At 69.8% G+C, this 25,753-nt stretch carries 21 protein-coding genes and 1 pseudogene; 9 read left to right on the forward strand and 13 right to left on the reverse strand.

Features of this window, described 5'->3' with window-relative positions:
* Nucleotides 1-10 precede the first annotated feature (10 nt).
* Nucleotides 11-622: a MarR family winged helix-turn-helix transcriptional regulator gene (locus tag AB4Y74_RS10230; RefSeq protein WP_441798976.1), complete on the forward strand. Its 612-nt coding sequence runs from the start codon at nt 11-13 to the stop codon at nt 620-622.
* On the opposite strand, the gene AB4Y74_RS10235 is transcribed toward AB4Y74_RS10230, so the two are convergent.
* Complete coding sequence (locus tag AB4Y74_RS10235) at nt 546-2,090, reverse strand: SDR family oxidoreductase (RefSeq protein ID WP_441798977.1); 1,545 nt, start codon at nt 2,088-2,090, stop codon at nt 546-548. The two genes, AB4Y74_RS10230 and AB4Y74_RS10235, sit on opposite strands and share 77 nt — an antisense overlap.
* A gap of 104 nt (nt 2,091-2,194) precedes the next feature.
* Between AB4Y74_RS10235 and AB4Y74_RS10240 the strand changes: the two genes are divergently transcribed.
* Nucleotides 2,195-2,536 (forward strand): DUF7882 family protein, encoded by a 342-nt coding sequence (locus AB4Y74_RS10240; RefSeq protein WP_441798978.1) that lies wholly within the window; start codon nt 2,195-2,197, stop codon nt 2,534-2,536.
* A gap of 102 nt (nt 2,537-2,638) precedes the next feature.
* Here AB4Y74_RS10240 and AB4Y74_RS10245 read toward each other — a convergent pair whose 3' ends face one another.
* Nucleotides 2,639-3,550, reverse strand: a complete 912-nt coding sequence (locus tag AB4Y74_RS10245) for a sigma-70 family RNA polymerase sigma factor (RefSeq protein WP_441798979.1) — start codon at nt 3,548-3,550, stop codon at nt 2,639-2,641.
* Nucleotides 3,551-3,861: 311 nt separating this feature from the next.
* Here AB4Y74_RS10245 and AB4Y74_RS10250 point away from each other — a divergent pair, with 311 nt between their 5' ends.
* Nucleotides 3,862-5,280 (forward strand): MFS transporter, encoded by a 1,419-nt coding sequence (locus AB4Y74_RS10250; protein WP_441800434.1) that lies wholly within the window; start codon nt 3,862-3,864, stop codon nt 5,278-5,280.
* A gap of 24 nt (nt 5,281-5,304) precedes the next feature.
* Here AB4Y74_RS10250 and AB4Y74_RS10255 read toward each other — a convergent pair whose 3' ends face one another.
* Together AB4Y74_RS10255 and ku are read right to left on the reverse strand one after the other, a co-directional pair.
* Nucleotides 5,305-6,270, reverse strand: coding sequence for a DNA topoisomerase IB (locus AB4Y74_RS10255; RefSeq protein WP_441798980.1), 966 nt, complete (start codon nt 6,268-6,270; stop codon nt 5,305-5,307).
* Nucleotides 6,267-7,160: a non-homologous end joining protein Ku gene (gene ku, locus AB4Y74_RS10260; protein WP_441798981.1), complete on the reverse strand. Its 894-nt coding sequence runs from the start codon at nt 7,158-7,160 to the stop codon at nt 6,267-6,269. Before ku ends, AB4Y74_RS10255 begins: the two co-directional genes overlap by 4 nt.
* Before the next feature lie 86 nt (nt 7,161-7,246).
* Here ku and AB4Y74_RS10265 point away from each other — a divergent pair, with 86 nt between their 5' ends.
* The gene (locus AB4Y74_RS10265) at nt 7,247-9,706 is read left to right on the forward strand and encodes an ATP-dependent DNA ligase (protein WP_441798982.1); all 2,460 of its coding nucleotides are present in this window, start codon (nt 7,247-7,249) and stop codon (nt 9,704-9,706) included.
* Nucleotides 9,707-9,732: 26 nt separating this feature from the next.
* Here AB4Y74_RS10265 and AB4Y74_RS10270 read toward each other — a convergent pair whose 3' ends face one another.
* Together AB4Y74_RS10270 and AB4Y74_RS10275 are read right to left on the reverse strand one after the other, a co-directional pair.
* Nucleotides 9,733-10,998, reverse strand: a complete 1,266-nt coding sequence (locus AB4Y74_RS10270; protein WP_441800435.1) for an MFS transporter — start codon at nt 10,996-10,998, stop codon at nt 9,733-9,735.
* A gap of 116 nt (nt 10,999-11,114) precedes the next feature.
* Nucleotides 11,115-11,558: a hypothetical protein gene (locus AB4Y74_RS10275; protein WP_441798983.1), complete on the reverse strand. Its 444-nt coding sequence runs from the start codon at nt 11,556-11,558 to the stop codon at nt 11,115-11,117.
* A 58-nt stretch (nt 11,559-11,616) separates the two neighbouring features.
* Between AB4Y74_RS10275 and AB4Y74_RS10280 the strand changes: the two genes are divergently transcribed.
* Nucleotides 11,617-13,170, forward strand: a complete 1,554-nt coding sequence (locus AB4Y74_RS10280) for a bifunctional phosphatase PAP2/diacylglycerol kinase family protein (protein ID WP_441798984.1) — start codon at nt 11,617-11,619, stop codon at nt 13,168-13,170.
* Between the two features lie 26 nt (nt 13,171-13,196).
* Here the strand turns inward: AB4Y74_RS10280 and AB4Y74_RS10285 are convergent, their stop codons facing one another.
* Nucleotides 13,197-14,357 carry a citrate synthase gene (locus AB4Y74_RS10285; RefSeq protein WP_441798985.1) on the reverse strand — a complete coding sequence of 387 codons (1,161 nt, stop codon included), beginning with the start codon at nt 14,355-14,357 and terminating at the stop codon, nt 13,197-13,199.
* 9 nt (nt 14,358-14,366) lie between these two features.
* Between AB4Y74_RS10285 and AB4Y74_RS10290 the strand changes: the two genes are divergently transcribed.
* Nucleotides 14,367-15,635, forward strand: coding sequence for a citrate/2-methylcitrate synthase (locus AB4Y74_RS10290; protein ID WP_441798986.1), 1,269 nt, complete (start codon nt 14,367-14,369; stop codon nt 15,633-15,635).
* Between the two features lie 49 nt (nt 15,636-15,684).
* On the opposite strand, the gene AB4Y74_RS10295 is transcribed toward AB4Y74_RS10290, so the two are convergent.
* The 3 genes and pseudogenes from AB4Y74_RS10295 to AB4Y74_RS10305 all read right to left on the reverse strand — a co-directional run bounded on the left by AB4Y74_RS10295 (nt 15,685) and on the right by AB4Y74_RS10305 (nt 18,331).
* Nucleotides 15,685-16,344, reverse strand: a complete 660-nt coding sequence (locus AB4Y74_RS10295; RefSeq protein WP_441798987.1) for a methionine ABC transporter permease — start codon at nt 16,342-16,344, stop codon at nt 15,685-15,687.
* Nucleotides 16,341-17,384: pseudogene (locus tag AB4Y74_RS10300) on the reverse strand (methionine ABC transporter ATP-binding protein). The gene AB4Y74_RS10295 and the pseudogene AB4Y74_RS10300 overlap by 4 nt, the downstream one beginning before the upstream one ends.
* Complete coding sequence (locus tag AB4Y74_RS10305) at nt 17,384-18,331, reverse strand: MetQ/NlpA family ABC transporter substrate-binding protein (RefSeq protein WP_441798988.1); 948 nt, start codon at nt 18,329-18,331, stop codon at nt 17,384-17,386. Before AB4Y74_RS10305 ends, AB4Y74_RS10300 begins: the two are co-directional and overlap by 1 nt.
* A 249-nt stretch (nt 18,332-18,580) precedes the next feature.
* On the opposite strand from AB4Y74_RS10305, the gene AB4Y74_RS10310 reads away from it, so the two are divergent.
* From AB4Y74_RS10310 to AB4Y74_RS10320, 3 genes are read left to right on the forward strand one after another with little or no spacing between them, the layout of a single operon-like run.
* Nucleotides 18,581-18,859 carry a BatC protein gene (locus tag AB4Y74_RS10310; protein ID WP_441798989.1) on the forward strand — a complete coding sequence of 93 codons (279 nt, stop codon included), beginning with the start codon at nt 18,581-18,583 and terminating at the stop codon, nt 18,857-18,859.
* Nucleotides 18,859-20,229 (forward strand): cupin domain-containing protein, encoded by a 1,371-nt coding sequence (locus AB4Y74_RS10315; RefSeq protein WP_441798990.1) that lies wholly within the window; start codon nt 18,859-18,861, stop codon nt 20,227-20,229. Before AB4Y74_RS10310 ends, AB4Y74_RS10315 begins: the two co-directional genes overlap by 1 nt.
* Nucleotides 20,226-21,128, forward strand: a complete 903-nt coding sequence (locus tag AB4Y74_RS10320; RefSeq protein WP_441798991.1) for a sucrase ferredoxin — start codon at nt 20,226-20,228, stop codon at nt 21,126-21,128. The genes AB4Y74_RS10315 and AB4Y74_RS10320 overlap by 4 nt, the downstream gene beginning before the upstream one ends.
* 58 nt (nt 21,129-21,186) lie before the next feature.
* Here AB4Y74_RS10320 and AB4Y74_RS10325 read toward each other — a convergent pair whose 3' ends face one another.
* The 3 genes from AB4Y74_RS10325 to AB4Y74_RS10335 all read right to left on the reverse strand — a co-directional run bounded on the left by AB4Y74_RS10325 (nt 21,187) and on the right by AB4Y74_RS10335 (nt 25,727).
* Complete coding sequence (locus AB4Y74_RS10325) at nt 21,187-21,609, reverse strand: VOC family protein (RefSeq protein WP_441798992.1); 423 nt, start codon at nt 21,607-21,609, stop codon at nt 21,187-21,189.
* Nucleotides 21,610-21,706: 97 nt separating this feature from the next.
* Nucleotides 21,707-22,111, reverse strand: coding sequence for a helix-turn-helix transcriptional regulator (locus AB4Y74_RS10330; protein WP_441798993.1), 405 nt, complete (start codon nt 22,109-22,111; stop codon nt 21,707-21,709).
* 31 nt (nt 22,112-22,142) lie between these two features.
* Nucleotides 22,143-25,727, reverse strand: coding sequence for a TM0106 family RecB-like putative nuclease (locus AB4Y74_RS10335; protein WP_441798994.1), 3,585 nt, complete (start codon nt 25,725-25,727; stop codon nt 22,143-22,145).
* Nucleotides 25,728-25,753 lie beyond the last annotated feature (26 nt).

Below are 25,753 nucleotides of genomic sequence, written 5' to 3' on the forward strand. Positions count from 1 at the left end.
GGATGTCGGCATGACTTCGGCTCGAGACGACGCGCGACGCAACGCGCGCCGGATCTCAGAGTCCCTCACCGATCCCCGGATCATCGATCCGCGGCAGGAACTGGTCCGCCACGACGACCTCAGCGAAGACGAACTGACACAGATCGTCCGGCTCCTCGGCGCGATGCGCGAGTGGCGTGAGGCCGACCAGCGGCTCAGCTTCGAATCCCGCACGCACATGAAGCTCAACGAGACCGACATGCGCGCTCTGCGGTACATCATCGCCTCGATGAACGCGGACGTGCCGGTCACCGCCGGCGCACTGTCAGACCACCTCCACATCTCCACCGCCTCCACCACCAAGCTGCTGGACCGGCTGGAGCGGGCCGGGCACGTCGTCCGCCGACCGCATCCCACCGACCGCCGCGCGGTGACGGTCGAGATCACCCCGGAGACCCATCGCGAAGTGCGGCGGACCATGGGACTGCAGCACGCGCGCCGGTTCGAGGTGGTCCGGGCGCTCAGCCCCAATGACCGCGACACCGTCACGCGGTTCCTCCAGGAGCTCAGCGCGACGACGCTGGCCGCGGTTCCGATGCCTGGCGGCCATCCTGACCCTCAAGAGGTCGCGCCAGCTGACTAGCCGCCTTCGGGTGCTCGGCCTCGTACACGATGCGGTTCGCCATCCCGTTGAAGATCACGCCATGGAACGGCAGGATCGCGAACCAGTACAGCCGTCCCGACAGCCCGCGCGGGAAGAACACGGCGCGCTGACGGTACTCGGATCCGCCGCCGTCGCGCGGACGAACGGCGAGTTCGAGCCACGCCCGGCCGGGGACGAGCATCTCAGCGCGGAGCCGCAGACTCCTCCCCCGCTCGATCCGCTCGACACGCCACCAGTCGAGAGCGTCGCCGGTGTTCAGGCGGTCGGCGTCACGCCGGCCGCGGCGGAGCCCGACCCCGCCGACGAGCTTGTCAGCCCAGCCGCGCAGCGCCCACGCGAGCGGGAACGAGTACCAGCCGCGCTCGCCCCCGATCCCCTCCACCACGCGCCACAGCATCTCCGGATCGGCCGACGAGTCGCGCTCGCGCAGATCGGTGTAGACGGTGTGGCCCGACCACTCCGGGTCGCTCGGGAGCGGATCGCTCGGCGCTCCCGCGACGGACGCGTCCTGCCAACTCGTCTCCACCTCGCCCGACCGCTCGCGGGCCAGCGCTAGCCGCACCGAGCGGCGGTACCCGGTCAGCCCCTCAGGAGGCGGCGGGATCACGGCGTCGATATCGTGGTCGCGCATCACGCAGTCGTACTGCAGCGACTCGATGATCGGCACCGCCAGGCTGCGCGGGATGGGCGTCACCAGGTTCACCCACTGCGACGCGAGCCACGGAGTGAACACGGGGAGCGAAGCGATGGGACGCTGCGGCAGCCCGGCTTCGAGGGCGTACGCGTTCATCATCTGCCCGTAGCGCAGGATGTCGGGGCCGCCGATATCGAAGGCGCGCGACACGTCGGCGGGGAGGTCCGCCGCAGCGAGCAGGTAGTGCAGCACGTCCCGGATCGCGATCGGCTGGATGCGGTTCCGCACCCAGCGCGGCGCTGGCATGTACGGCAGCACCTCGGTGAGGTGGCGGATCATCTCGAACGACGCGGACCCCGAGCCGATCACGACGCCGGCCTGCAGTACGACGGTGGGCACGCCGGACTCGAGCAGGATGCGCCCGACCGCGACCCGGGAGCGCAGGTGGCGGGAGAGCTCGCCGTCGGGATGGAGCGCCCCCAGGTAGACGATGCGGCCGACGCCGGCCGCACGCGCCGCCGACGCGACCGTGCGCGCCGCCGCCGACTCCTCCTCGTCGAAGTCCCCGCGCGCCCGCATGGAGTGCACGAGGTAGTAGACGACGTCCACATCCACCATCGCCTGCTCCACCGCCGCGGAGTCGTGGAGGTCGCCCTCCACCACCTCCACTTGGGCTGCCCAGGGCACGTCGGTCAGCTTCTGCGGAGAACGCACGAGCACGCGGACGGCGTGCCCGCGCGCCAGCAGTCGTGGGACCAGACGGCCTCCGATGTAGCCGGTGGCTCCGGTGACCAGGATGCGCGAGGGGCTCATGGCGCTGAGCGTACGCCCGCATCCGCAGTCCGGATGTTCGGCGTCCGATGTTCGCCGAACGAACGTCGGTCTAAGGTTCCCCGTTCGTCATGTATTTTTTTCAGATGGGCAAGCTCATCTACGGCGGGACCACCGAGATCGGTTTCGAGGACCGCGTCCTGGCGCACCTGCAGATCGTGATCGGGCTGAAGCTCCGCCGCAAGGAAGGTTTCTTCTTCTCGTGGCGCGACGAGCAGAGCGTCGGAGATGGGCGCAGCGCGATCTGGATCGACCCGGCCATCCCGCTGCTGTTCCGCTACAGCGGAGGCCGCGGGCCCCGCATCAACAAGGCCTGGCTCGAACAGCTGACGCTGTCGTCGAACAGCGCGCAAGGGCTGCAGCTGACCGAGGAGATCGGCGCGCTCGGCGCCGACGAGGTCGACGCAGACGCCCCTCCCGGCCGCTGACGGCGACAGACGCACTGCACCCACGTCGGCAACCGAGTGCCGCAACGGGAAAGACCCCGCGCCTGATCGGTACGGGGTTTTCCGTGTCGGTACGAGCCGGGCTCAGCGCAGGTACTCGAGCAGCTCCGGGCAGCGCAGGCGCTTCAGGCTGCGGGTCTCGAGCTGACGGACGCGCTCGCGCGTGATCCCGTACACCTCGCCGACCTCATCCAGCGTCATCGGCTTCTGTCCGTCGAGCCCGAAGCGCATCCGCACCACCTTGGCATCGCGCGGCGGGAGCTCACGGAGGCGGTCCTCCAGGTCGCGGTGACGGAACTCCATCTCCACGGCCTCCGGCGGGCCTGGGAAGTCGTCGTCCTCGATCAGGTCGCCCAGCTCGGCGCCCTCGTTCTCACCGACCGGCACGGCCAGGGAGACGGTCTCCGAGTCGCTCATCTGCAGCTTGTGCACCTCGGCCGGGAGCAGGTTCGACGCCTCCGCCATCTCCTCCAGCGTGGGCGTGCGGCCCAGCTCGCCGCCGAGGTCGCGGCGGATGCGGTCCAGCTTGTCGATCTTCTCCACGGTGTGCACCGGGATGCGGATCAGGCGTGCCGTGTCGGCGATGCCGCGCAGGATCGACTGGCGGATCCACCAGGTCGCGTACGTGGAGAACTTGTTGCCGGTGCGGTAGTCGAACTTCTCGACCGCACGCACCAGGCCGAGGTTGCCCTCCTGGATAAGGTCCATGACGGGGAGGCCGCGACCGGCATAACGCTTCGCGATGCTCACCACGAGGCGCAGGTTCGCCTCGATGAAGCGCTCGAAGGCGCGCTTGCCGTCATCGGCGAGGTACTGGAGTTCGCGCTTCTCGCGCGGGGTGAGGCCGGGACGGATGGCGAGCCGCTCACCGGCGAGCACTCCCACCTCGATCCGCTTGGCCAAGGAGACTTCCTCGTCGGCGGTCAGAAGCCGTGTCCGGCCGATCGAGTTGAGGTAGTCGCGTACCGGGTCGCTGGTCACTTCGAGAGTCGTCATCGTGTCATCCCATTCAGCCCGCATGTTCGGCAGGCAGCCATCGTTGGTGCTCTCAGTTCGGGTGTCTCCCGACCCGTTTTCCGGGTCTGAAGTCATTAGCAACGATAAGCAATGCACCCCTCCCGCCAACAAGGGGTTGACACTTGCGCACTACGTAAGCTAGTCGCTGGTCAATGCGCACAGTGAGCCGTTTGTCAAGGCTCTGACGGGGTACGCACAGCGCCCCTATATTCATTCGGGTGAGTGCGCAGACCTCCTCAGAAAAGCGTGCGGTGTCGCTGAAGACGATCCACACCACCATCCCCGCGCGGATGGACCGCCTCCCCTGGTCGAAGTTCCACTGGCTCGTCGTCGTCGGACTGGGCACGGTGTGGATCCTCGACGGGCTCGAGGTGACCATCGTCGGTGCCATCGGAAGTCGGCTGACCGAGCCGGACAGCGGCCTCGGGCTGACCACCGCTCAAGTCGGTCTCGCCGCCGCCATCTATGTGGCCGGCGCCTGTACTGGCGCCCTCGTCTTCGGCTACCTGACCGACCGGTTCGGCCGCAAGAAGCTGTTCATCCTGACCCTCGGCCTCTACCTGGTGGCCACGGTCCTGACCGCGTTCTCCTTCACGCCGTGGATGTTCTTCCTGTTCCGCTTCTTCACCGGCGCCGGCATCGGCGGCGAATACGCGGCCATCAACTCGGCGATCGACGAACTGATCCCGGCGCGCCGTCGGGGACTCGTCGACCTGGCGATCAACGGCTCCTACTGGCTCGGGACCGCCTTCGGCGCGGTGCTGACCGTCTTCCTGCTGAACACGGCGATCTTCCCGGCCAATATCGGCTGGCGCATCGCGTTCGGCCTCGGCGCCGTGCTGGGGCTCGTCATCCTGCTCGTCCGTCGCAACGTGCCCGAGTCGCCGCGCTGGATGTTCATCCACGGCCGCGACGAGGAGGCCGAGACCCTCGTCGGCACGATCGAGCACGATATCGAGGACGAGACCCACGAGCAGCTGGCGGACGTGCCGGATGACAAGGGAATCACGATCCACCAGCGCCGGTCGACCGGCTTCGGGGAGATCGTCCGCACCGCTGTCACGCGGTACCCGAAGCGCTTCGTACTCGGGTTGTCGCTCTTCATCGGCCAGGCGTTCCTCTACAACGCCGTCTTCTTCACCTATTCGCTGGTGCTGACGAAGCTGCTGCACGTGCCGGACGATGTCGCGCCGTGGGCGCTCGTCCCCATCGCGGTGGGCAACTTCCTCGGTCCGCTGCTGCTCGGCCGCCTGTTCGACACGGTCGGTCGTCGCTTCATGATCACGCTGTCGTACGTGGGCAGCGGTGTGCTCCTGGTCGGGACCGCCATCATGTTCGACGCGGGGATCCTCGACGCCTTCTGGCTGACGGCGTGCTGGATGGTCGTCTTCTTCTTCGCCTCGGCCGGAGCGAGCAGCGCGTACCTGACGGTCAGCGAGATCTTCCCGATGGAGACCCGCGCGATGTCGATCGCGTTCTTCTACGCGATCGGCACCGCGATCGGTGGCATCACGGGGCCGATCCTGTTCGGTCGCCTGATCGAGGACGGCAGCCACGCGGTCGCGATCGGCTACTACATCGGCGCCGGCCTCATGATCGCCGCGGGGCTCGTGGAGTTGTTCCTCGGGATCGACGCCGAGGGCAAGTCGCTCGAGGACATCGCGGCGCCGCTCTCGTCGGAGACTCCCGCCCAGCGTCCGTCGCGCTGAGACGCCGGGCCGTCCGGCCGTCGATCAGTTGAGCAGCTCCAGGAGGGCGGGCTCGGGGGCGCGGCCGCCGGAGACGTCGATGACCTCGCCGTTGCGATAGCGGTCGAAGATGCGCGGGTCGATGTAGCTGTTGCGCGCGATCGTCGGCGTGTTGCCGAGCGCCGCGGCCGCCTCGTTCACGGCGGCGCTGACGCGCTTCTTCCGCTGCGCGTCGGAACCCGCCACGCCGAGTTCGGCGAGCGCCTCGGCCGCCACGATGGTGCCGTGCAGGGTCCGGAAGTCCTTCGCCGTGAACTCGCCGCGCGTCTGCCGGCGGATGTACTCGTTGAGGGAGGCGGGACGGATGGTGTGCCACGTGCCGTCCTTCCACGACAGCAGCCGCGACCGCTGGCCGCGCAACGCCTGGATCTGCCGCAGCAGTTCAGCGAGGTCGGTGTCGGTGATGGTGCTCGTCCACTTCTGAGCGGACTTGGCCGGGAAGGTCAGCGTGATGTCGTCGCCGTCGATGTTCGCGTGCCGGCACAGCAGCGTGGTGAGCCCGCGGCTGCCGTTGGCGTGCAGGTACTCCTCGCTGCCGATCCGGACACTGCCCAGGTCGATGATGCGGAAGGCCGCGGCCAGGATGCGATCCCGGCTGAAGCCCTCCTCACGCAGGTCCATGGTCACCTTGCGGCGGGCGGAGGGCAGCGTCTCGGCGAGTTGAGCGGCGCGCTCGAATTTGAGGCGATCCTGGTTCAGCCTCCACGAGTCGTGATAACGGTACTGGCGCCGCCCGGCCTGGTCGGTGCCGACGGCCTGGATGTGCCCGCGGGCGTCGGGCGAGATCCACACGTCCTGCCAGGCCGGCGGGAGCACGAGCGAGCGGATGCGTTCCAGCTCGCGTTCGTCGACGATCCGATTGCCCGCCTCGTCTTCGTAGACGGGGCCCTTGTCGGTCATGGTCCGGTGGTAGCCGGGGCCGGACGGGTTGCTGCGCTTCAGGCGCGTCACGCGGGCTTCTTCGCGGACTTCTTGGCCGGGGCCTTCTTCTCCGATGAGGCGGATGACGCGGACTTCGAGGACTTCGAGGACTTCGAGGACGACGAGGACTTCGACGACCGGCTGCGCTCGACGCTGCGCTGCAGCGCCTCCATCAGGTCGATCACCTCGCCGCCGCCCTTCTTCTCCTCCTCCTCGCCGAAGGTGGCCGCCGTGTCCACGCTCTCGCCCTGTTCCAGCTTCGCGTCGATGAGCCTGCGCAGCTCCTCCTGGTACTCGTCGGTGAACTTCTCGGGCTCGAAGTCTCCGGCGAAGCTCTCCATCAGCGCGCTGGAGAGCTGCAGCTCCCGGTCGGTGATCTTCGGGACCTGGTCGAGCGACGGGAACTCGGCGGCGCGGATCTCGTCGTGCCACAGCAACGTCTGCAGCACGAGCACGTTGCCGCGCACCCGCAGGGCGGCCAGGCGGGTCTTCTGGCGGAGGGCGAACTCCACGATCGCGGTGCGCTCCTCGTCCTCCAGCGTCTTGCGCAGCAGCGCGTATGCCTTGAGCGACTTGGAGTCGGGCTCCAGGTAGTAGCTGCGGTCGAACATCAGCGGGTCGAGCTGGTCGTTAGGCACGAACTCGACCACGTCGATCTCGCGGCTGCGCTCCGACGGGAGCGATGCGAGGTCCTCCGGAGTCAGGATGACCGTGCGCTCACCGTCGTCGTACGCCTTCGCGATGTGCTCGTACGGGATCACCTTGCCGTCGATCTCGCAGCGCCGCTGATAGCGGATGCGTCCGCCGTCCTCGTCGTGCACCTGGTGCAGGGAGACGTCGTGATCCTCGGTCGCGCTGTACACCTTCACCGGCACGTTCACGAGACCGAAGGTGATAGCGCCCGTCCAAATGGCCCTCATGCGTCCATCGTGTCCGGGGATCAGCGCATTTTCAAGGAGTGATCAGGGAATGCACCGGTACGGCGCCTCTGGCGTACGGTGTGCCTATGGCCGCCCAGGACACCGAGGTCGTCGACATCGACGGCCACCGCCTCAAGCTGAGCAACCTCGACAAGGTCATGTACCCGGAGACCGGGACGACCAAAGCCGACATCTTCGGCTACTACAACGCCGTCGCCGACGCGATGATCCCGCACGTCCGCGACCGGATCGCCACCCGGAAGCGCTGGGTGCACGGCGTGGGGACTCCCGACGACCCGGCCCAGGTGTTCTTCCAGAAGGACTTGGACCCCCGATCCACCCCCGACTGGGTGCGACAGGTCGCGATCGAGCACTCGTCGGGCACGAAGAGCTACCCGCTGGTCAACGACCGGGCGACGCTGATCTGGCTGGCGCAGATCGCATCGCTGGAGATCCACGTCCCGCAGTGGCGGGTCGGACCGGACGGCGAGCGCCGCAACCCCGACCGGCTTGTGCTCGACCTCGACCCCGGGGAGGGCGTCACGCTGACGGATTGCGCGGACGTCGCCCGGCTGGCGCGGGCCATTCTGACCGACATGGGACTGCATCCGCTGCCGGTGACCTCGGGCTCCAAGGGCATCCACCTCTACGCGGCACTGGACGGCACGCAGACCAGCGAGCGGATCTCGGCGGTCGCGCACGAACTGGCGCGGGCGCTGGAGGCCGACCATCCCGACCTCGTGGTGAGCGACATGAAGAAAGCGCTGCGGACGGGCAAGGTACTCGTCGACTGGAGTCAGAACAACGGCTCGAAGACGACCATCGCGCCGTACTCGCTCCGCGGGCGCTTCGAGCCGACGGTCGCCGCTCCCCGGACGTGGGAGGAGCTGGAATCCTCGAATCTCCGACACCTCGACTACCGGGAGGTGATGGATCGGCTGAAACAGCAGGGCGACCCGTTGGCGGAGCTGTCGGCCGGTCACGGCGGAACGGTCGCGAGTCCGTCGGCCGAACCCGACCGGCTGACCACGTACCGGTCCATGCGGGACGCTGAGAAGACGCCGGAGCCGGTGCCCGCCGAACGGCCGAGCGCTCGCGAGGGACGGTCGTTCGTCATCCAGGAGCACCATGCGCGACGGCTGCACTGGGACTTCCGGCTGGAGAACGACGGTGTGCTGGTCAGCTGGGCGCTGCCGAAGGGGACGCCCACCGACACGAAGCAGAATCACCTGGCCGTGCACACCGAGGACCACCCGCTCGAATACGGCGGCTTCGCCGGCGATATCCCGCACGGCGAGTACGGCGGCGGGCACGTCGACATCTGGGACCACGGCGACTACGAGCTGGAAAAATGGCGCGACGACGAAGTGATCGCGACGCTGCACGGCCAGCCCGACGGCGGGCTCGGCGGTGTGCCGCAGAAGTTCGCGCTCATCCGCACGGCGCGGGGCGGAGATGAGAAGAACTGGCTCATCCACCGCATGAAGACGGAGGGCGACGAGGATGCGGTCGCGCCGGCCGAGTCGCCTGCACCGAAGTCCGCCGCGCGCACATCCCGTACCCCGGGGCCGCCGATCACGGACGCACCGGTCTCCCCCATGCTGGCCACGCTGGGCTCGCAGGCGGAGATCTCGGACGAGGACGAGTGGGCCTTCGAGATGAAATGGGACGGCATCCGCGCCGTCGCCGAGGTGCGCGGCGGACGGCTGCGACTCACCACGCGCAACGGGAACGACGTCACGGTGACCTACCCGGACCTCGCGGGACTCGTCGACCTCACCGGCGACCACGACCTCGTCCTGGACGGGGAGATCGTGACGCTCAACCCCCAGGGCCGGCCGGACTTCGGACTGCTGCAGACCCGTATGGGCTTGACGCGCCCGGGGGACGTGCAGGCCGCGCTGAAGCGTGCGCCCGCGCACTACATGGTGTTCGACGTGCTCGAGGTGGACGGGACGAAGCACACCCGCGACCCGTACGACCAGCGGCGTGCGCTGCTCTTCGAGTTGCTGCGGCCCGGACGGAACGACGCCGTGCAGGTGCCCCCCGCGTTCGACGGCGACCTGGAGCACGCGGTCGCCTCCAGCAAGCAGCTCGGTCTCGAAGGCGTCATGGCCAAACGGCGGGACAGCACTTACGCGAGCGGGCGCCGCTCCCGCTCGTGGATCAAGATCAAGCACCACCTCGCACAGGAGGTCGTCATCGCCGGCTGGACGCCGGGCAACGGCCGGCGCGCCGACACGATCGGCGCGCTGCTGCTCGGCATCCCCGACGGGAACACCCTCCGCTACGTCGGCAAGGTGGGCACCGGGTTCAGCGACCGTGCGCTCGACGACCTCGCCGCGAAGCTCGGAGAGCTGGAGCAGAAGGCCAAGACGATGGAGGGCGTGCCCTCAGCGGATGCGCGCGGGGCGCACTGGGTGCGACCCGACCTGGTCGGCGAGGTCGAGTTCGCCGAGTGGACCGGCCCCGGGCGCCTCCGGCAGCCCTCCTGGCGGGGCCTGCGCCCCGACAAGCGCCCCGACGAGGTCGTCCGCGAGTCCTGACCCGCATCCCCGCCCGCCGAAGTGTGTCAGGGGGTGGGGGCGAGCGCGTCGTAGCGGCGGAAGGAACGCTGGACGCGGACGACGACGGCGACGAGCACCACGATGAGGAGGCCGCCGAGGAGCGGCGGGAACCAGAGCGCGCCGGTGAGCGCCAGCACACCGATGTACAGGTCGCCGAGACGAGGACCACCGGTGACCACGACCGTGAACACGCCTTGCAACCGGCCGCGCATCACATCCGGAGCGGACGCCTGCAGGATCGTCATCCGGAAGATGGAGCTGACGTTGTCGGCGGCTCCGGAAGCGGCGAGCATCAGCGTCGCGACGAGCAGCGCCGGCAGGTTCGCCTGGGCGAGGGACGCTCCTCCTCCCGCTGTCCCGGTGAACGCGACGACTGCGAGCACGATCCCGAAGCCGAGGATGCTGGCGCCGTAGACCAGGATCGCCCGCTCCACCGCGCGGCCCTGCCAGCGCACACTGCCGAGACGGCCGGAGAAGACGCTGGACGCCAGAGTTCCGACGGCGCCCGCAGCGGTGAGGATGCCGACGGTGATCGGGCCGCCGCCGATCAGGAGGGCCCCGACCGCAGGGAAGAGCGCGCGCGGCTGTCCGAACGTCATCGCGATCACATCCAGGACGAACGTCATGCTGAGGTTCGGGGCCGTCCGCAGGAAACGCAGCCCTTCGAGCACGGACGCGAGTCCCGCGCCCGTGCGCTCACCTTCCGGCACGATCGACGGCAGCGTGAAAATGCCGAGGAACGCCGCCGTGAAGAGCACCGCATCCACCGTGTACGTCCACGGGATGCCGACGGTCGCGACCAGCAGGCCGGCCAACGCCGGGCCGACGGTGACCATTACGCCCATGCTGATGCCGCCGAGAGCGCTGGCGGCCGGAAGCAGGCTCGCCGGGAGCAGGCGCGGCGTGATGGCCTGACGGGTCGCGCCGATCATGACGCCCGCGACGGCGTTGATCGTCGTGATCAGGTAGAGCGGCCACACGACCGGAATGTGCATCCAGGCCAGCAGGGCGAGCGCGGCGGTCGACGACCAGGCGACGACCGCCGTGACGAGCGCGACCGTGCGGCGGTCGAAGGCATCGGCCAGCACACCGCCGTAGAGCCCGAAGACGATCATCGGCACGAGGGCGAACAGCGCCACGAGCGCAACGGCCAGCGTCGAGTGCGTGAGGTCGAAGATGTGCAGGCCCACCGCGACGATGGTCATCTGCGAGCCGATGCCGGAGATCGCACCGCCCAGCCAGAGGCGGGCGAAAGCGGGCGACTCGCGCAGCGGCGAGAGGTCGACGAAGTGTCGGCGGTGCGGGAGGGTTGCTGCTGCTTCGGTCGCCGGAGCGCCGGCCTCGACCGGAGCGGTGGGGTCGGCGGTGCGGTCCGCCGGGTCCCCGCTCAGAACCGCGGCTGCTTGCTGAGGCGAACCGCGGCGGTGGAGTAGACCACGCCCGCGAGCATGATCGTCACCGTGATCGACTGGAGCAGCACCTGGAAGAACGGAGCGAAGGGCGTGACCGAGACCCAGAGCCAGAGGATGGCGCCGATCAGCGTGATCACGTAGCTGAAGGTGCGGCGGGCGTAGAGCGCGTTGAGCGACACCACCGTGGCCGCGACGGTCACCTGGAAGAGCGGCAGGAAGGAGTCGGCGTTGCCGGTCCAGGTCGCGACGAGACTCCAGATTCCGATGACCACGGACACCAGCACCACGAGGGTGGCGAGGAGGTTGCCGAGGGCGCTCGGCAGGGTGGTGGCCAGGCTGCGGACGAGCGTTCCGTGCTCGTCGCTGCCGACGGCCTCGCGGTCCTGCTCGTTGGGCTGGGAGATGACGTGCGTGCTCACGACGTCGATCCTACCGCCCGCTGGGATGCTCCGCAGGCGTCGGCGTAGATTGGCGGACATGGCCTCGCCCCGTCGCAGCGCGCGCTCGCGCATCCCCCTCCCCGCCCGCATCAAACGGGCGGATGCCCGCGTCGCGTCGCGCATCAACGCACGGACGACGGGTGCGGTTTCGGACGGCTTCTGGCGCGGTCTGACGCTCGCGGCCAACCACGGCAAGCTGTGGTTCGCCGCGGCCGCGGTGCTGCTGGCGCTGGGGCGCCCGCGAGCTGCGGCCCGCGGGCTCGCCTCACTGGGGCTCGCCAGCCTGGTCGCCAATCTCGTCGGCAAGCGGCTGGTCGGCGGCGACCGCCCGGCTCTCACATCCATCCCGATCGCCCGACGCCTCGAGCGCTCCCCCACGTCGCCGTCGTTCCCCTCCGGTCACACGGCGAGCGCCGCGGCGTTCGCCACCGGCGTCGCCCTGGAGTGGCCGGCGGCGGGCGCAGCCTTGGCGCCGCTCGCCGCCGGGGTGGGCTACTCCCGACTGCACACCGGCGCGCACTGGTTGTCCGATGTCGCCGGGGGCGCGGCCATCGGTGCCGGCGCCGCGCTGGCGCTCAAGGCGGTCACGCCCGCGGTGAAGCCGATCGTGCGCCGCGATCCTCCGACCGCTCGCATGCTCGACCTTCCGGCCACGGGGACGGGCGAGGGAGTGTTCATCGTGGTCAACCCCGGTTCGGGACGCGGGCTCGGGCGGCCGGAACCCGGACCGCTGCTCCGCGAGCGCCTGCCGCAGGCGCGCATCCACGAGCTCGCCGAGGGTGATCACGTCGGCGAGGTGATCGCGGGCCAGCTCGACGGGGACGCACCACCTCGCGTGCTGGGGGTGTACGGCGGCGACGGAACGGTCGCAGCGGTGGCGCAGCAGGCACGGAAGGCGGGTCTGCCGCTCCTGGTCTTTCCGGGCGGCACGTTCAACCACTTCGCGAAGGCCGCTCTGCTCGACACCGTCGATGCGACCCTCGACGCCCTGGCGGCCGGGAGCGGGCGCGAGGTGGACGTGGCCGATCTGGCGTTCGCCGACGGCACGGAGTTCACGGTGCTCAACACCGCCTCCGTCGGGCTCTACCCGGCGTTCGTCGAAGAGCGCGAGAGGCACGAGAAGCGACTGGGAAAGCCGATCGCTGCTCTGATCGCGGCGATCCGTGTCGTCCGCCGCGGAAACCCGCTTCGAGTGGAGATCGACGGCACGAGGCGCGAGGTCTGGTCGGTGTTCGTCGGCGTCGACCGGTATTACCCGGTCGCGGTGGCGCCGATCGAGCGCCGGCGGCTCGACGACCACCTGCTGGATGTGCGCATCCTGTTCGCCGGGGGCCGCCCCCGGACACGCGGCGCAGTCGCGCTGGCCTTCGGCGGGCGGACGGATGCGCTCGTCGCGCGGCTGCCGTTCCTTCAGGGGCCGCCAGCCCTCGAAGCGCGGACGGTCGAGGACATCACGATCACGGCCGTCGGCCACGACGATCCCGGCTTCGCCCACGACGGCGAGGCGTCGACGGAGACGCCCGGCGAGCCGAAGACGCTCACCTTACGCGTGCGCCCTGCCAGCCTGCGCGTCTACTCGCCGCGCGCCTGACCCACGCCGCCTGATCGGGGCGGGGGTCAGCCGCGGGCGGGCAGCGGGACGGGCGCGGCGGGGCCGACGTAGCGGGCGGAGGGACGGACGATCTTCCCTTCGGCCGCCTGCTCCAGGATGTGCGCCGTCCAGCCGACGACGCGAGCGGCCGCGAAGGTGGGCGTGAACATCGACCGGGGGATGCCGCACTGCTCCATGACCACGCCGGCGAAGAACTCCACGTTGGTGTGCAGCTCGCGGCCCGGTTTCAGCTGTGCCAGAAGCTCGGGGACCCTCCGCTCCACCTCCAGCGCGAATTCGACCCGAGGGCCACCGAACGCCGCCGCATACTCCCGGAGCATCCGCGATCGCGGGTCTTCCGTCCGATACACCGCATGCCCGAAGCCCATGACACGGCCGCCATCCGCGACCGTGCCGCGCACCCACTCGTCGATGCGGTCGGGCGTGCCGATCTCATCCAAGGCGTCGAGCGCACGGCTGGGCGCACCGCCATGCAGCGGCCCCGCCAGCGCGCCGAGCGCTCCCCCGACCGCGGAGGCCAGGTCGGCCCCGGTGGACGCGATGACCCGCGCGGTGAACGTCGAGGCGTTGAAGCCGTGGTCGATCGCGGCCGTCATGTAGGCGCTGAGGGCGCGCTCCTCCTGCGCGGTCGGCTCGCGGCCGGTCACCTGGAACAGGTAGGCGGCGACGTGTCCGAGCTCGTCGCGCGGCTGCACGGGCTCGCGGCCCTCGGACAGTGCGTGCAGGTGGGCGAGCAGCACGGGCGTGACCGCGGCCACGCGGATCGCGTCGGCCGTGCGCGCGTCGCCGTCCTCGTCGTACAGCGGCCGGGAACCGTCGGAGGCGGCCACCGCGGCGAGCGCCATGCGCAGGCCGGCCAACGGGTCCGCCCCCGCAGTGAGCCGGGCGATCGCCGGGAGCAGTTCACGGACCGGGTCCGGGATGCTGCGACCGCCGACGATGCGGGCCTGGAAGGCAGCCAGCTCATCGGCCGAGGGCAGGGTCCCGAAGAGCAGCAGGTGCCACGCCTCCTCGAAGGTCCGTTCGCGGGCGAGGTCGACCGCCGAGTACTGCCGGTAGTGGTAAAAACCCTCGTGCCCGCGCACGTCGCCCAGCTCCGTCCGCGCCGCAACGACGTTCGTCAGGCCGCGCGGGACGTCGATGAGGGTGTCATCCATCCTGTCCATACCGGTAGTGTGAACTGGATACAAGACATCGTCAACGTTGATCGGATCAACATGGATGCGCTCCCCCGCCTCACCGCCGAGCAGACGGCCGACCGGCTCGGCGTCAAGCTGGAGACCCTCTACGCCTATGTCGCCCGCGGCCGTCTCAGCCGCCAGCGGACGGCGGACGGGTCGAGCTTCGACCCCCTCGAGATCGAACGTTTCGCGGCGACACGCCGCCGCCGTCCCGCGCACGATTCGGGACACTCGGAGGGGCGCCCGCTCATGGTGATCGAGACGCGGTTCGCGCTGATCGAAGACGGCGAACTGTCCTATCGCGGCCGACCCGTCGACGAACTGATCGGGGAACCGTTCGAGACGGTCGCCCACTGGGCCCTCACAGGCGAGTGGGACGCCTCGGCGCGATTCGATCCGGGGGCGGGGCTCGAGTCTGCGCGCATCGCCGCGGCCGCCCTCCCTGCCGCGGCCGGTGACCGGGATCGTCAACTGGTCGCCGCGACCGCCCTCGCCGCAGCCGACCCGTTGCGCGCATCCCTCGACCCCGCGGTTGTCGCGTCGGCGGCGGAACGGCTGGTCGCCGGGATGGTGGAAGTCCTGCCGACGAGCGCATCGCGCGACGGCTCCGACGGCTCCGCCGGCTCGCTGGCGCGGCGCCTTCTCGAGAGGTTGCGGCCCACGGGCAGCGAGGACACCGTCGCCGCCGACACCGCCCTCCTCAACGCAGCACTCGTCCTGCTGCTCGACCACGACATGGCCGTGTCGACGCTGGCGGCACGCGCTGCAGCCTCCGCCCGGGCAACGCCCTACGGCGTCGTGATCTCCGGCCTGGGAGCTCTGGACTCGTCGCTGCACGGCAATGCGAGCCGCGCCGCGCACCGTCTGCTGGAGCGCGTCGCCGACGGCACCGACCCTGCGCGCGCGATCGCCGATGCGGTGGTCACCACGCACGGGCCGGTGCCGGGCTTCGGTCAGCCCCTCTACCCCGAAGGCGACCCGCGGGCGCGTCTCCTGCTCGGGATGCTGTCCGCCGAGCCGCGACACGAACGGGCGACCGCAGCCGTGGACGCCGTGGCACAGGTGATTCGCGACCGCACGGGCGCGCATCCCAACGTCGACCTCGCGCTGGGCGCCCTCACCCTGGCGCTGGGGATGCGCGACGACGCGGGCGAGGTGGTCTTCGCGACCGCTCGCACCGTCGGCTGGATGGTGCACGCCCTGGACGAGTACGCGCAGCCGCCGCTGCGGCTCCGGCCGGTCGGCCGCTACGTCGGCCCCTGACGCCGGCCGCATCGCCGCCCGCACCGACTGGTCGTTCGCGGCCGTGCGACTAGCGCCGCAGAGCCTTGCGCGCCAGCCAGTTGCCGAGGAATTGCGCGGCCTGCACCAGCACCACGATCGTGATCACCGCGATCCAGGTGACGGCCCAGTTGTAACGCTGGTAGCCGTACGAGATCGCGAAGTCACCGAGACCGCCGCCGCCGATACTGCCCGCGATCGCCGAGAGATCCACGATCGCCACGAAGATGAACGTGTAGCCCAGGATGAGCGGGCCGAGCGCCTCCGGGATGAGCAGTGTCGTGATGATCCGCCACGGGCTCGACCCCATCGCCCGCGCCGCCTCGATGACGCCCGGTTCGATGGTGACGAGGTTCTGCTCCACGATCCGTGAGATGCCGAACGTCGCGGCGATCGTCATCGGGAAGATGGCCGCCGGCGTGCCGAGGAACGTGCCAAGCACCAGCTGCGTGAGCGGTGCGATCGCCGTCATGAAGATGATGAAAGGGATGGGCCGGATGAAGTTCACGACCACGTTCAGCACGGTGAAGAGCGTGCGGTTCTCGAGCAGCCCGCCCCGCCGCGTCGTGTAGAGCAGCACGCCCAGCGCGAGCCCGAGCACGCCTCCGAGCACGAGGGTGGCGACGACCATCCAGAGCGTCTGGCCGATGGACTCCACGTAGACCGGCCACAGCGTCGACCAGTCGGTCATGCGGCCACCTCCTCGACCTCGGTGACCGTTCGCAGTTCGGCGACGAGCGCATCCACGTCGGCAGGCTCACCCAGCAGCTCCAATGTCAGACTGCCGAACGAGCGGCCCTGCAACGCGGAGATGCCGCCGTAGACGATCTCGAAGCGGACGTTGTGTCGACCGACCGCGTCCGACAGAACCGATCCGAGCCGCCCGTCGTCGTGGATGCGCGCCGAGACGATCCGCCCCGCGTGCTTGCCGCGGAGCCGCTCGATGTCCGCCTCCCCCGGCTGGTTGCGCAGGACCGTTCACACGAAGCGCTGCGCGGTCGACGTCTGTGGGGCGGAGAACACCTCGAAGATGCTTCCCGACTCGATCACGCGGCCGGCATCCAGCACCGCGACGCGGTCGGCGATCGACCGGACGACCTCCATCTCGTGCGTGATGACGACGATGGTGACGCCGAGCTCCTGGTTGACCCGCTTCAGCAGCGCGAGCACGTCGGAGGTGGTCTCCGGGTCGAGCGCGCTGGTCGCCTCGTCGGCCAGGAGGATGTCCGGGTTCGTCGCCAGAGCCCGGGCGATTCCGACGCGTTGCTTCTGCCCACCGGACAGCTGGTCGGGGTAGCTCCACGCCTTCTCCGTGAGCCCGACGAAGGCGAGCAGCTCCGCGACGCGGGCCTTGCGCTTGTCGGCCGGCCAGCCCGCCACCTTCAGCGGGTAGGCGATGTTTCCGAACACGGTGCGGGAGCGGAACAGGTTGAACTGCTGGAAGATCATGCCGATCCCCGCGCGGATGCCCCGCAGCTCGCGCTCTTTCAGGGTGGTCAGGTCGCGCCCGTTCACGATTACCGACCCGGAGCTGGGATGCTCGAGCGCGTTGATGAGCCGCACGAGAGTGCTTTTTCCGGCGCCGGAGTAGCCGATGATGCCGAAGATCTCGCCGCGCCCGATCGCGAGGTCCAGCCGGTCGACGGCCGGAACCGCGGCGTCACCGGAGCCGAAGCTCTTGGTGACGCCGCGGAACTCGATGATCGGAGCCGCGCTGTCGCGTTCAGGCACTACTGAGCCGCCTGGATGGTCTTCTTCAGGCCGTCGAGGATGCCGATCAGGTCCGACTCGCTGCGGTCCACGATCACCGCGGTGTTCTTCGACTCCGCGAGTACCGCGTCCGTCACGGCCTTGGTGTGGTACAGCTTGGCGATCTTCAGGTAGGTCTTGTTGTCCTTGTCCTTCTCCCGGGCGACGAACGCGTTGATGTACGGTTCGGCGGTCTCCGACTTCGGGTCGTCCTGGAACAGAGCCGACTTCGGGTCGATGCCCGCGGTGAGCGCGTAGTTGTTGTTGACGATCGCGCCGTCGGCCGAGCTCAGCGCCGGCGCGGTCTGCGCGGCATCCACCGGGATGACCGTGACCTTCGACGCGGACGCGTCGATGTCCGCCGGGGTCGCCAGGGTGCTGCCGCCGCTCTTCAGCTTGAGGAGGCCCGCCTTCTGCAGCACGAGCAGCGCGCGTGCCTGGTTGGTCGGGTCGTTCGGGATGGCGATCTTTCCGCCCTGGGGGATGTCATCGATGTTCGTGTACTTCGTCGAGTACAGCGGCAGTGGGACGACGAGGGTCGATCCGATCGGCACCAGGTTCTGCTTGGCCTGCACGTCGTAGTTGGCCAGGAACTGCAGGTGCTGGAACAGGTTCAGGTCCAGCTGGCCGTCGGCGAGGGCCGGGTTTGCCTGCGTGTAGTCGCGGAAGTTGACCGTCTGGATGTCGATGCCCTCCTTCGCGGCCGCTTTCTTCAGCACCGCCCAGTACGGAGAGGATGCCTCGGTGGTGCCGATCTTCACGGTGACGGTCTTGGCCGACGCGGAGCCCGATCCCGTCAGGTTCACCACGACGAGCACGACGGCGACGATGACCGCCACGACGGCGATGCCGATGCCGACGAACAGGCCGGTTCGGGAACGCTTCGGCTTCTCCGGAAGGACGGGGGCGGGAGGGGTGGCATCGGACATGGCTGTGCCTCTCTTGTGAAGGGGTGGGGGTGTTGCCGGCGACGGTTGGCGGCAGTTCGAGCCTCCCGTGCCGCGCTTCGGCGGTCAAAACGTCTTGCGAAATGTGACGGTGGGACCGACCCCTCGCGTTCATCCGGGCACCCTTACGGTCGCCGGTGCCCACGCGTAAGGTGAGTCGCGTCAGCATGCCCACGAACCAACTGGGTGCCCACGAACGAACTGGGTGCCCATGAACGAACGGGAGACCGGATGAGCGACATCAACGACGACGACATCACCACCGACGCGGTCGGCGGCGCCGAAGGCCCCGCGGACGGCGGGGCGAACCCCGGCGGCCACGACGGCGGGGCGGACGGCTCGGCCGGCTCCGGCGGGTCAGGCGAAGGCACCGCAGACGGCGGCGCCAAAGCGGGCGGCCACGACGGCGGGGCGGACGGCTCGGCCGGCTCCGGCGGATCGGGCGAAGGCACCGCGGACGGCGGCGCCAACGCGGGCGGCCACGACGGCGGAGCCGACGGGTCCGCTTGATGACGACGGACGAGCGCGGGCCGGGCGACCGGCCCGCGCTTTCGCGTTGCGTGCCGGTCGACCGCGAGCGCTTCGCAGCCGAGTACTGGGGCCGGCGGCCGCTGTTTACTCGTGCGGCCGAACTGGGCGGTGACTTCGCCGATCTGTTCAGCCTCGACGCGGTGGACGAGCTCGTCTCGTCGCGTGCACTGCGCACGCCGTTCGTGCGCATGGCGAAGGAGGGGGCGGTCCTCCCGGTGTCGCGGTTCACGGGGCCGGGCGGCTTCGGAGCGGAGGTGGGCGATCAGCTCGACTCGGCCAAGGTGATGACCGAGTTCGGGAACGGCGCAACGCTGGTGCTGCAGGGGCTGCACCGCACGTGGCCGGCCGTCGCGGAGTTCTCGCGGCGGCTCTCGGCCGAGCTGGGGCACCCGGCGCAGGTGAACGCGTACATCACGCCGGCCTCCTCCCGCGGGTTCGACCCCCATTACGACGTCCACGATGTCTTCGTGCTGCAGATCGCGGGCGAGAAGCATTGGCGCATCCACGAACCGGTGCACGTGGACCCTCTGCGCGACCAGCCGTGGAATGACCACCGCGAGGCGGTCGCCGCCCGGGGGGAACAGGAACCGGCGATCGACGAGACGTTCCGTCCCGGCGACGTGCTGTACCTGCCGCGTGGGTGGATCCACTCCGCCGAAGCGCTGGGCGGCGTGTCCGTGCACCTCACGGTCGGCGTTGCGGCGTACACCCGGCACGACGTGGTGCGCGAGGCGGTCGCGCGGGCCGCGGATATCGCCGAACTCCGCGCGTCCCTTCCCGTCGGTTTCGATCCCGGAGACCCCGCGGCCGTGGCACCGGTCGTGGACGAGACCCTTGCTGCGCTGATCGAGGCGCTTTCGGATCCTTCCGCCCGGTCGGCGGTGGCGGATGCCGTGGCGGAGCGGCTGCGCCGCCGGCAGCGTTCGGACTCGCCCCCTGCGCCGGTGCGGCCACTGGCCACCATCGTCGCGGCGGATGCGCTGGCGGCAGGCACGGTCGTCGTCGCGCGGCGGGAGCTGCGGGCGGACGTGACGGTCGAGGTCGAAACGGTGACCGTGCGGCTGCCCGGCAAGACGGTCGCGCTGCCGATCGCCGCGCGGGCCGCCGTGGAGCGATTGCTCGACGGGCGGCCCACGGCCGTCGGCGAGTTGCCGCTCGACGAACGGTCGGCGGTGGTGGTGGCGCGGCGGCTCCTGCGCGAGGGCGTGGTCGTCCTGGCGGCAGAGGCCCGTGGGGGCGGACCCACGTCGGAGAGTGCTGAAGACATCGACTTCGCTGATCCTTCTGGTGTCTCGTCGGACGGCGAGCGCAGCGCGACGGCCGACTTCGGAACCGCGACGGCCACGTGACGGACACCCTCCTTCCCGACTGGATGCCGTGCAGCGACCGGGCGGTGGATCGTGGCGACCCGCTGCCGGGGACGGCCGGCTTCGGCGAGCGCTGGTTGCTCGTCGAGGTGGAGAGCGGTTGGGGGCGTCATGCGTTCTTCGACTCCGCTCTCGATCCTGCCCTGGGCGCGCGGATCGTCGCCCGGGCGGAGGAGGCCGGCATCCGCCCGCTGGCGATCCGCCGCACCCGGTTGCGCGCACCGCTCCGGCGCGAGCAGACGGCGTGGAAGTGGGCGCTGGTCGACTGCCGACCCGGTCGCGAGAGCATCCGCTGGGGCCAGGTCGCTAGCCCGGCCGACCTGCTCGCGTTGCCGCTCGACGGCTCGGCCGGCGAACCGAGCGAAGCGCCCATCTACGCGGTGTGCACCCACGCTCGCCACGACCAGTGCTGCGCCGTGCGCGGACGGCCGGTCGTCGAGACGCTGGCCGCCGCCCATCCCGAACTCACCTGGGAGTGCTCCCACCTCGGCGGTGACCGGTTCGCCGCCACGATGATCGTGTTCCCCCAGGGGCTGCTCTACGGGCGGGTGTCCGCCGACCAAGCGGCGACGGTCGTCGCGCGCCACGCGGAGGGACGCATCGTGCCCGACCTGCTACGCGGCCGGACGTCGCTCACGACGGTCGCGCAGGCCGCTGAGGCGTTCGCCCGGGCCGAGACCGGTGACGATCGGATCGACGCGTTCCGCGTGCTCGGCGAGCATCCACATCCGCACGGCTGGACCGTCGAGCTGCAGCACGGAAGCGACCAGCTGGCGGTCGAGGTCGGCGAACGCCTTTCGGAACCGCTGCTCAGCACGTGTGCCGCCACCATCGCGCATCCGGTGCGCGAGTTCGTTCCGGTGTCGGTCGCGCGGAGCTGATCCCGCGTGAGGTGATCGCCCTGGAGCTGGCCGCCCTGGAGCTGATCGCGCGGTCTGCTCAGGCGCTCTGCGTCGCGGGTGCGGTCTGCAGGATCCGCACCATGTTGCCGGACGGATCGCGGAAGGCGCAATCGCGTGGACCCCACGGCTGGTCGATGGGCTCCTGGAGCACCTCGGCGCCGGACGCGCGTACCCGTTCGAACGCCGTGTCGAGGTCGTCCGTGCGGAAGACGATCGGGCTCATGGCCCCCTTCACGACGAGCTCTTCGAGGGCGTCGCCGTCGGCGCGGGAGCGGCCCGCGTGCGGGTCGCTGAGGACGACGGCGGCGCTCTCATCGCCGGCAACCCCGAGGGTGACCCAGCGGTGGTCGCCGGACGTGACGTCTTGGATGACGTCGAGCCCGAGAGCGTCGCGGTAGAAGGCGAGGGATTCCTCGGGGTCGAGGACGGTGATCTGCGAGTACTGGAGTGAAATGGTCATGAGTCGACTCTAGGAATCGCGGTCGGACGGCGCTTCTCCGAAACTGCTTTTGTGGAGAACCCGGTTCGAGCGCCGGCGGTGGACGAGATGCGGACGGTCAGCTGCGGGAGCGGACCGGCCGGGTGCGTTGCTTCGCGATGCAGTCCGGCATCGCGCGTACCGCCTCATGCTCGCGCGCGCGGTACTCGGTGGGAGTCATCCCGACGACCTGGGTGAACGTGGAACTGAACGAGCCGAGCGACGTACAGCCGACGGCCATGCAGGCGTCGGTGACACTCATGCCCCCGCGCAGCAAAGTCATGGCACGCTCGATACGTCGCGTCATCAGGTAGCTGTAGGGCGTCTCGCCGTACGCCGCGCGGAAGCGGCGGGAGAAGTGCGCGGGCGACATGTAGGCGTGGGCGGCCATCGTCGGGACGTCGAGCGGCTTGGCGTAGTCGCGGTCGATCAGGTCCCGGGCACGGCGCAGGTGCGCCAGCGTCTGCAGTTCCTCCGGTGACACGCGTCGAGCGTAACACCGGCGGTCCTGCGGCTCACAGCACCGGAACGGCCGCCGCCTCGTCGACGTTCTCGACGAGCCGGATGAACGCGCTCAACTCCCCCACTCCCGCCGGGGTCGTGGGGAGGAACTCGGTCAATTCCGGCGAGTGCACGAGATAGGCCGCCCACTTCGCGCGCGAGATGGCCACATTGAGCCGGTTCTTCATGAGCAGGAAGGACATGCCTCGCGGCACGTCGATCGCGGACGAGGCCGCAAGACTCACGATCGAGATCGCTGCCTCCTGCCCCTGGAACTTGTCGACGGTACCCACTCGCACCCCGCGATACCCTGCGGCGTCGAGGAGCGCCCGGACTTCGGCGAGTTGCGCGTTGTACGGCGTGACGACGATGATGTCGCTTTCGCCGAGCGGTTCGTCGTCGCGGCCGGCGGTCGCGTCGCTCCAGGAGCGCCCGATGAGGTCGCGGACGAGGTCGACGACGGTTTCGGCCTCTTCGGGCGATGCCGTCGAGTTGCCGACGTGGAGCACCGGGACGGGATGGACGCCCGGCTCGACCCCGCGCAGCTCGCGCTCGGAGGCGCCCTCGTGGGCACGGAGCTTCCCCTCGTACGACAGCCTCGAGACCGACGTCGCGAGAGCGGGATGCATCCGCCGCGTCTCGGCGAGGAAGTACCCGAGTTCTGGGGGCAGCACGTCGTGCCCGTCGCTGACCCAGCCGAGGGCGGACCCGTCGACCGGTTCGGGATGCCGTCCCTGACTCACCTGCGGCAGCTGCTGAGGATCGCCGAGGAGCAGCACGTTCTCGGCGGCCACTCCGACGGCGATGGTCGAAGCCAGAGAGAACTGTCCTGCCTCGTCCACGACCAGCAGGTCGAGACTGCCGCGTGGGACACGGGCCGGGTTCGCGAAGTCCCAGGCGGTGCCACCGAGGACGAAACCGTGCCCTTCGTTGATGGCCGCGAACTCCAGGTGACCGTTCGCCGGCAGCGGTGTGAAGCGGTGCTGCCCCTCCTGGTCACCGGATGGTCGCGCTGCATCGGACGCGACGGCGTCGGTTCGCCCTCCCCCGCTGGGCACTTTCCCGACCACGACCGAATCGAGTCCTGCGTCGACGACCCGATCGAGTAGGTTCTCCACCACGGCGTGCGATTGCGCGACGACGCCGACCTTCCAGCCGTGCTCCGAAACGAGGCGTGCGATGACGTGCGCCCCGAGATAGGACTTGCCCGTGCCGGGTGGCCCCTGCACGGCGAGATACGAGTGGTCGAGGTCGAGCAGGCTCGCCACAACGGCGTCGAGTCTGCCGGTGCCGTCACCGCCGGTCCGGTCGCCGCCGACCCCGCCACCTCCCGCGTCACCGACGCTCGGGGTGGGATCGGCCACGAGCATGCCCGACCGTGTTCGTGGCGGCGTTCGCCGCAGCAGATCGATCGTGCCATCGACCGGCCATGTCTCGTGATGGCGGGCGATCAGCAGCGCCGTTCCCCACTCCCGGATCGCTTCCGCCAGTCTCCGTGAGTCGGGTGGCGCGGCCGGCGTCACTGCGCTCGGGAGATCGCTGTACGTCGGAACCTCGGGCGGGAGCGTCTCGCGCACCACGATCGATCCGTCGTCGCGGGCGTCGATGATGGACACGGTCCGCGCCGTTCGGGCTCCCGGTTGCGCTCGCGACTGACGGAAAGGCCCGGGGTACTCGTAGAGCAGGTACGGACCGCTGCGCTCGCTGACCCGCACGGCGCTTCCCGCGCCCCACTGGCCGGTCAGCAGCAGTTCCCGTCGCTCGACACGCTGTCCTTCGTCGAGGTACCAGTCGCGCAGGACCACCGCCGTCTCGACGGCCAGCACGTCCCGCGCTTCTGCCCACTCCTCGATCGGCTGGATCAGTCGCGCGAAGTGGGACTGCCAGAAGCTCTTCTGTTCGCGACGATGGAAGTCGATCGCGGCCGCGGCGAGCGCCATCGCCTCCCGGTCGCTCGAACGATGCGGGTCGAGCGGATCGCCGGCGAACGCCAGCAGCCCCGCACGCAGTGGCGACTCGTCGGGAGCAACCTCCGCCTCCTCAGGCGGCGCCGCGCCGATGGGAATGCCGCTCTCGGCCGCGCGGGCGAGAAGCCAATCGCGCAAACGGAGAGTGGAGACGCAGTCATAGCGGTTGTACGAGCCGATGTCGTCGAGCAGCGCCTGGGCCTCGTCGAGCCGACCGAGAGCGAGCAGGTCGCGCGCGTTCGCGTATTCGGTGATGGAGTCGGCGCCGTTCGTCACGTCGCTCTCGCGCAGTTCATCACCCATGTACAGCGGCTCGAGCTTCTTAATGGAGTACGACCGCGACCCGACGCGCACGGCCTTGCGCACGAGCGGGTAGAGGTCGACCATGACGTTCTCGCGCAGCAGCCCGTCGACCTCCTCTTCACCGACGCCGTGCCGGGCGGCCATTGCGAGCAGGTGCGTCTGCTCGTAGGCGGCGTAGTGGTAGATGTGCATGCCGGGATACTGCCGCCGCCGGTCGCGCACGTAGGCGAGGAACGCCTCCAGAGCCACACGCTCTGCCGCGAAGTCATGCGCCCAGAACGCCGTGAACCGTTCCTCCTGGTCGACGAGGCCGAAGAGGTAATCGAGATTCCAGCGCTCCCCCGCACCCTCGGTGTAGAGCGGGTCGCCCTCGAAGTCGAAGAAGATGTCGCCGGGGTCGGGCTTCGGCAGCACCGCGAGGACCGGCGCGTTGAAGACGCGCACCGGCGGCGGGCTGCCTGGCGCGGCCTCTAGCTGGAGACGGGCCTGCTCACGCAAGCCGTCGAGCGTCCCCTCCGGGATGCCGTCGACCGGCCCGGTGGACGCCGCGAGCGCGTCGATCGTCCCCAGCCCCGCCGCCAGGAGATGCTCCCGCTGCGTCACGCGCATGCCCGCGACCAGCAGCACGTCACGTGTCGCCTGTACCTCGGCGTCGCAGGTGTCGCATCGTCCGTCGACCGTGAACCGCGGATCTCCCCAGGCGACCGGCCCTGCATCGGCGACATGCTCGCCGATGATCGAGAGCAGTCGCGCCCGCCTTTTCCGGTACACCGGTTCGATGTCGTGCAGCGAGTGCTCGCTGAGCGAGCCGTCTCCCAAGAGCAGCTCGACGGTCTCGTCGACGTCGACGCCCATCCGCCGCAGCTGCTCCGCATACGCTGCAAGCTGCAGCAGCGCTGTCACCCGCGCACTGCGGGCGAGTTTCGAGTCTTGCACCCGGTACCGGCCGTTTGGCAGTCGCACCACGAAGTCGGCGAACCCGACGAACGCTCCGTCGAAGAAGGTGGCCTGGAAGACGACCTCCGCCCCTCGCGCGAATGCCTCCGACGTGCGCCGCACGGCCTCGGCCAGCGACTCCGCCGTCAGCTTCTCGGGTCGCTCGATCTCGGCCACGCCCGCACCGAACTGCTCGCGGTAGCGCTCCAGGATGCGGTGCTCATGCTCATCGCCCATGCGCGCCGAGCGCACGTACATCGGGTCTTCGATCTCTTCCGTCTTCTCCAGACGGCCGAGCTTCACGTCGAGCGTGCGCAGGAAGGCGAACTCGCACTTGGACGCCTCCGTGAGGTCGCTGGCGCTCGTGACGATGACTCCATCGAGTAGGAACACGGCGACCTCCTTTCATCCCAGTCCTG

It is taken from the genome of Leifsonia sp. RAF41 (assembly GCF_052114085.1).
Lineage (GTDB): Bacteria > Actinomycetota > Actinomycetes > Actinomycetales > Microbacteriaceae > Leifsonia.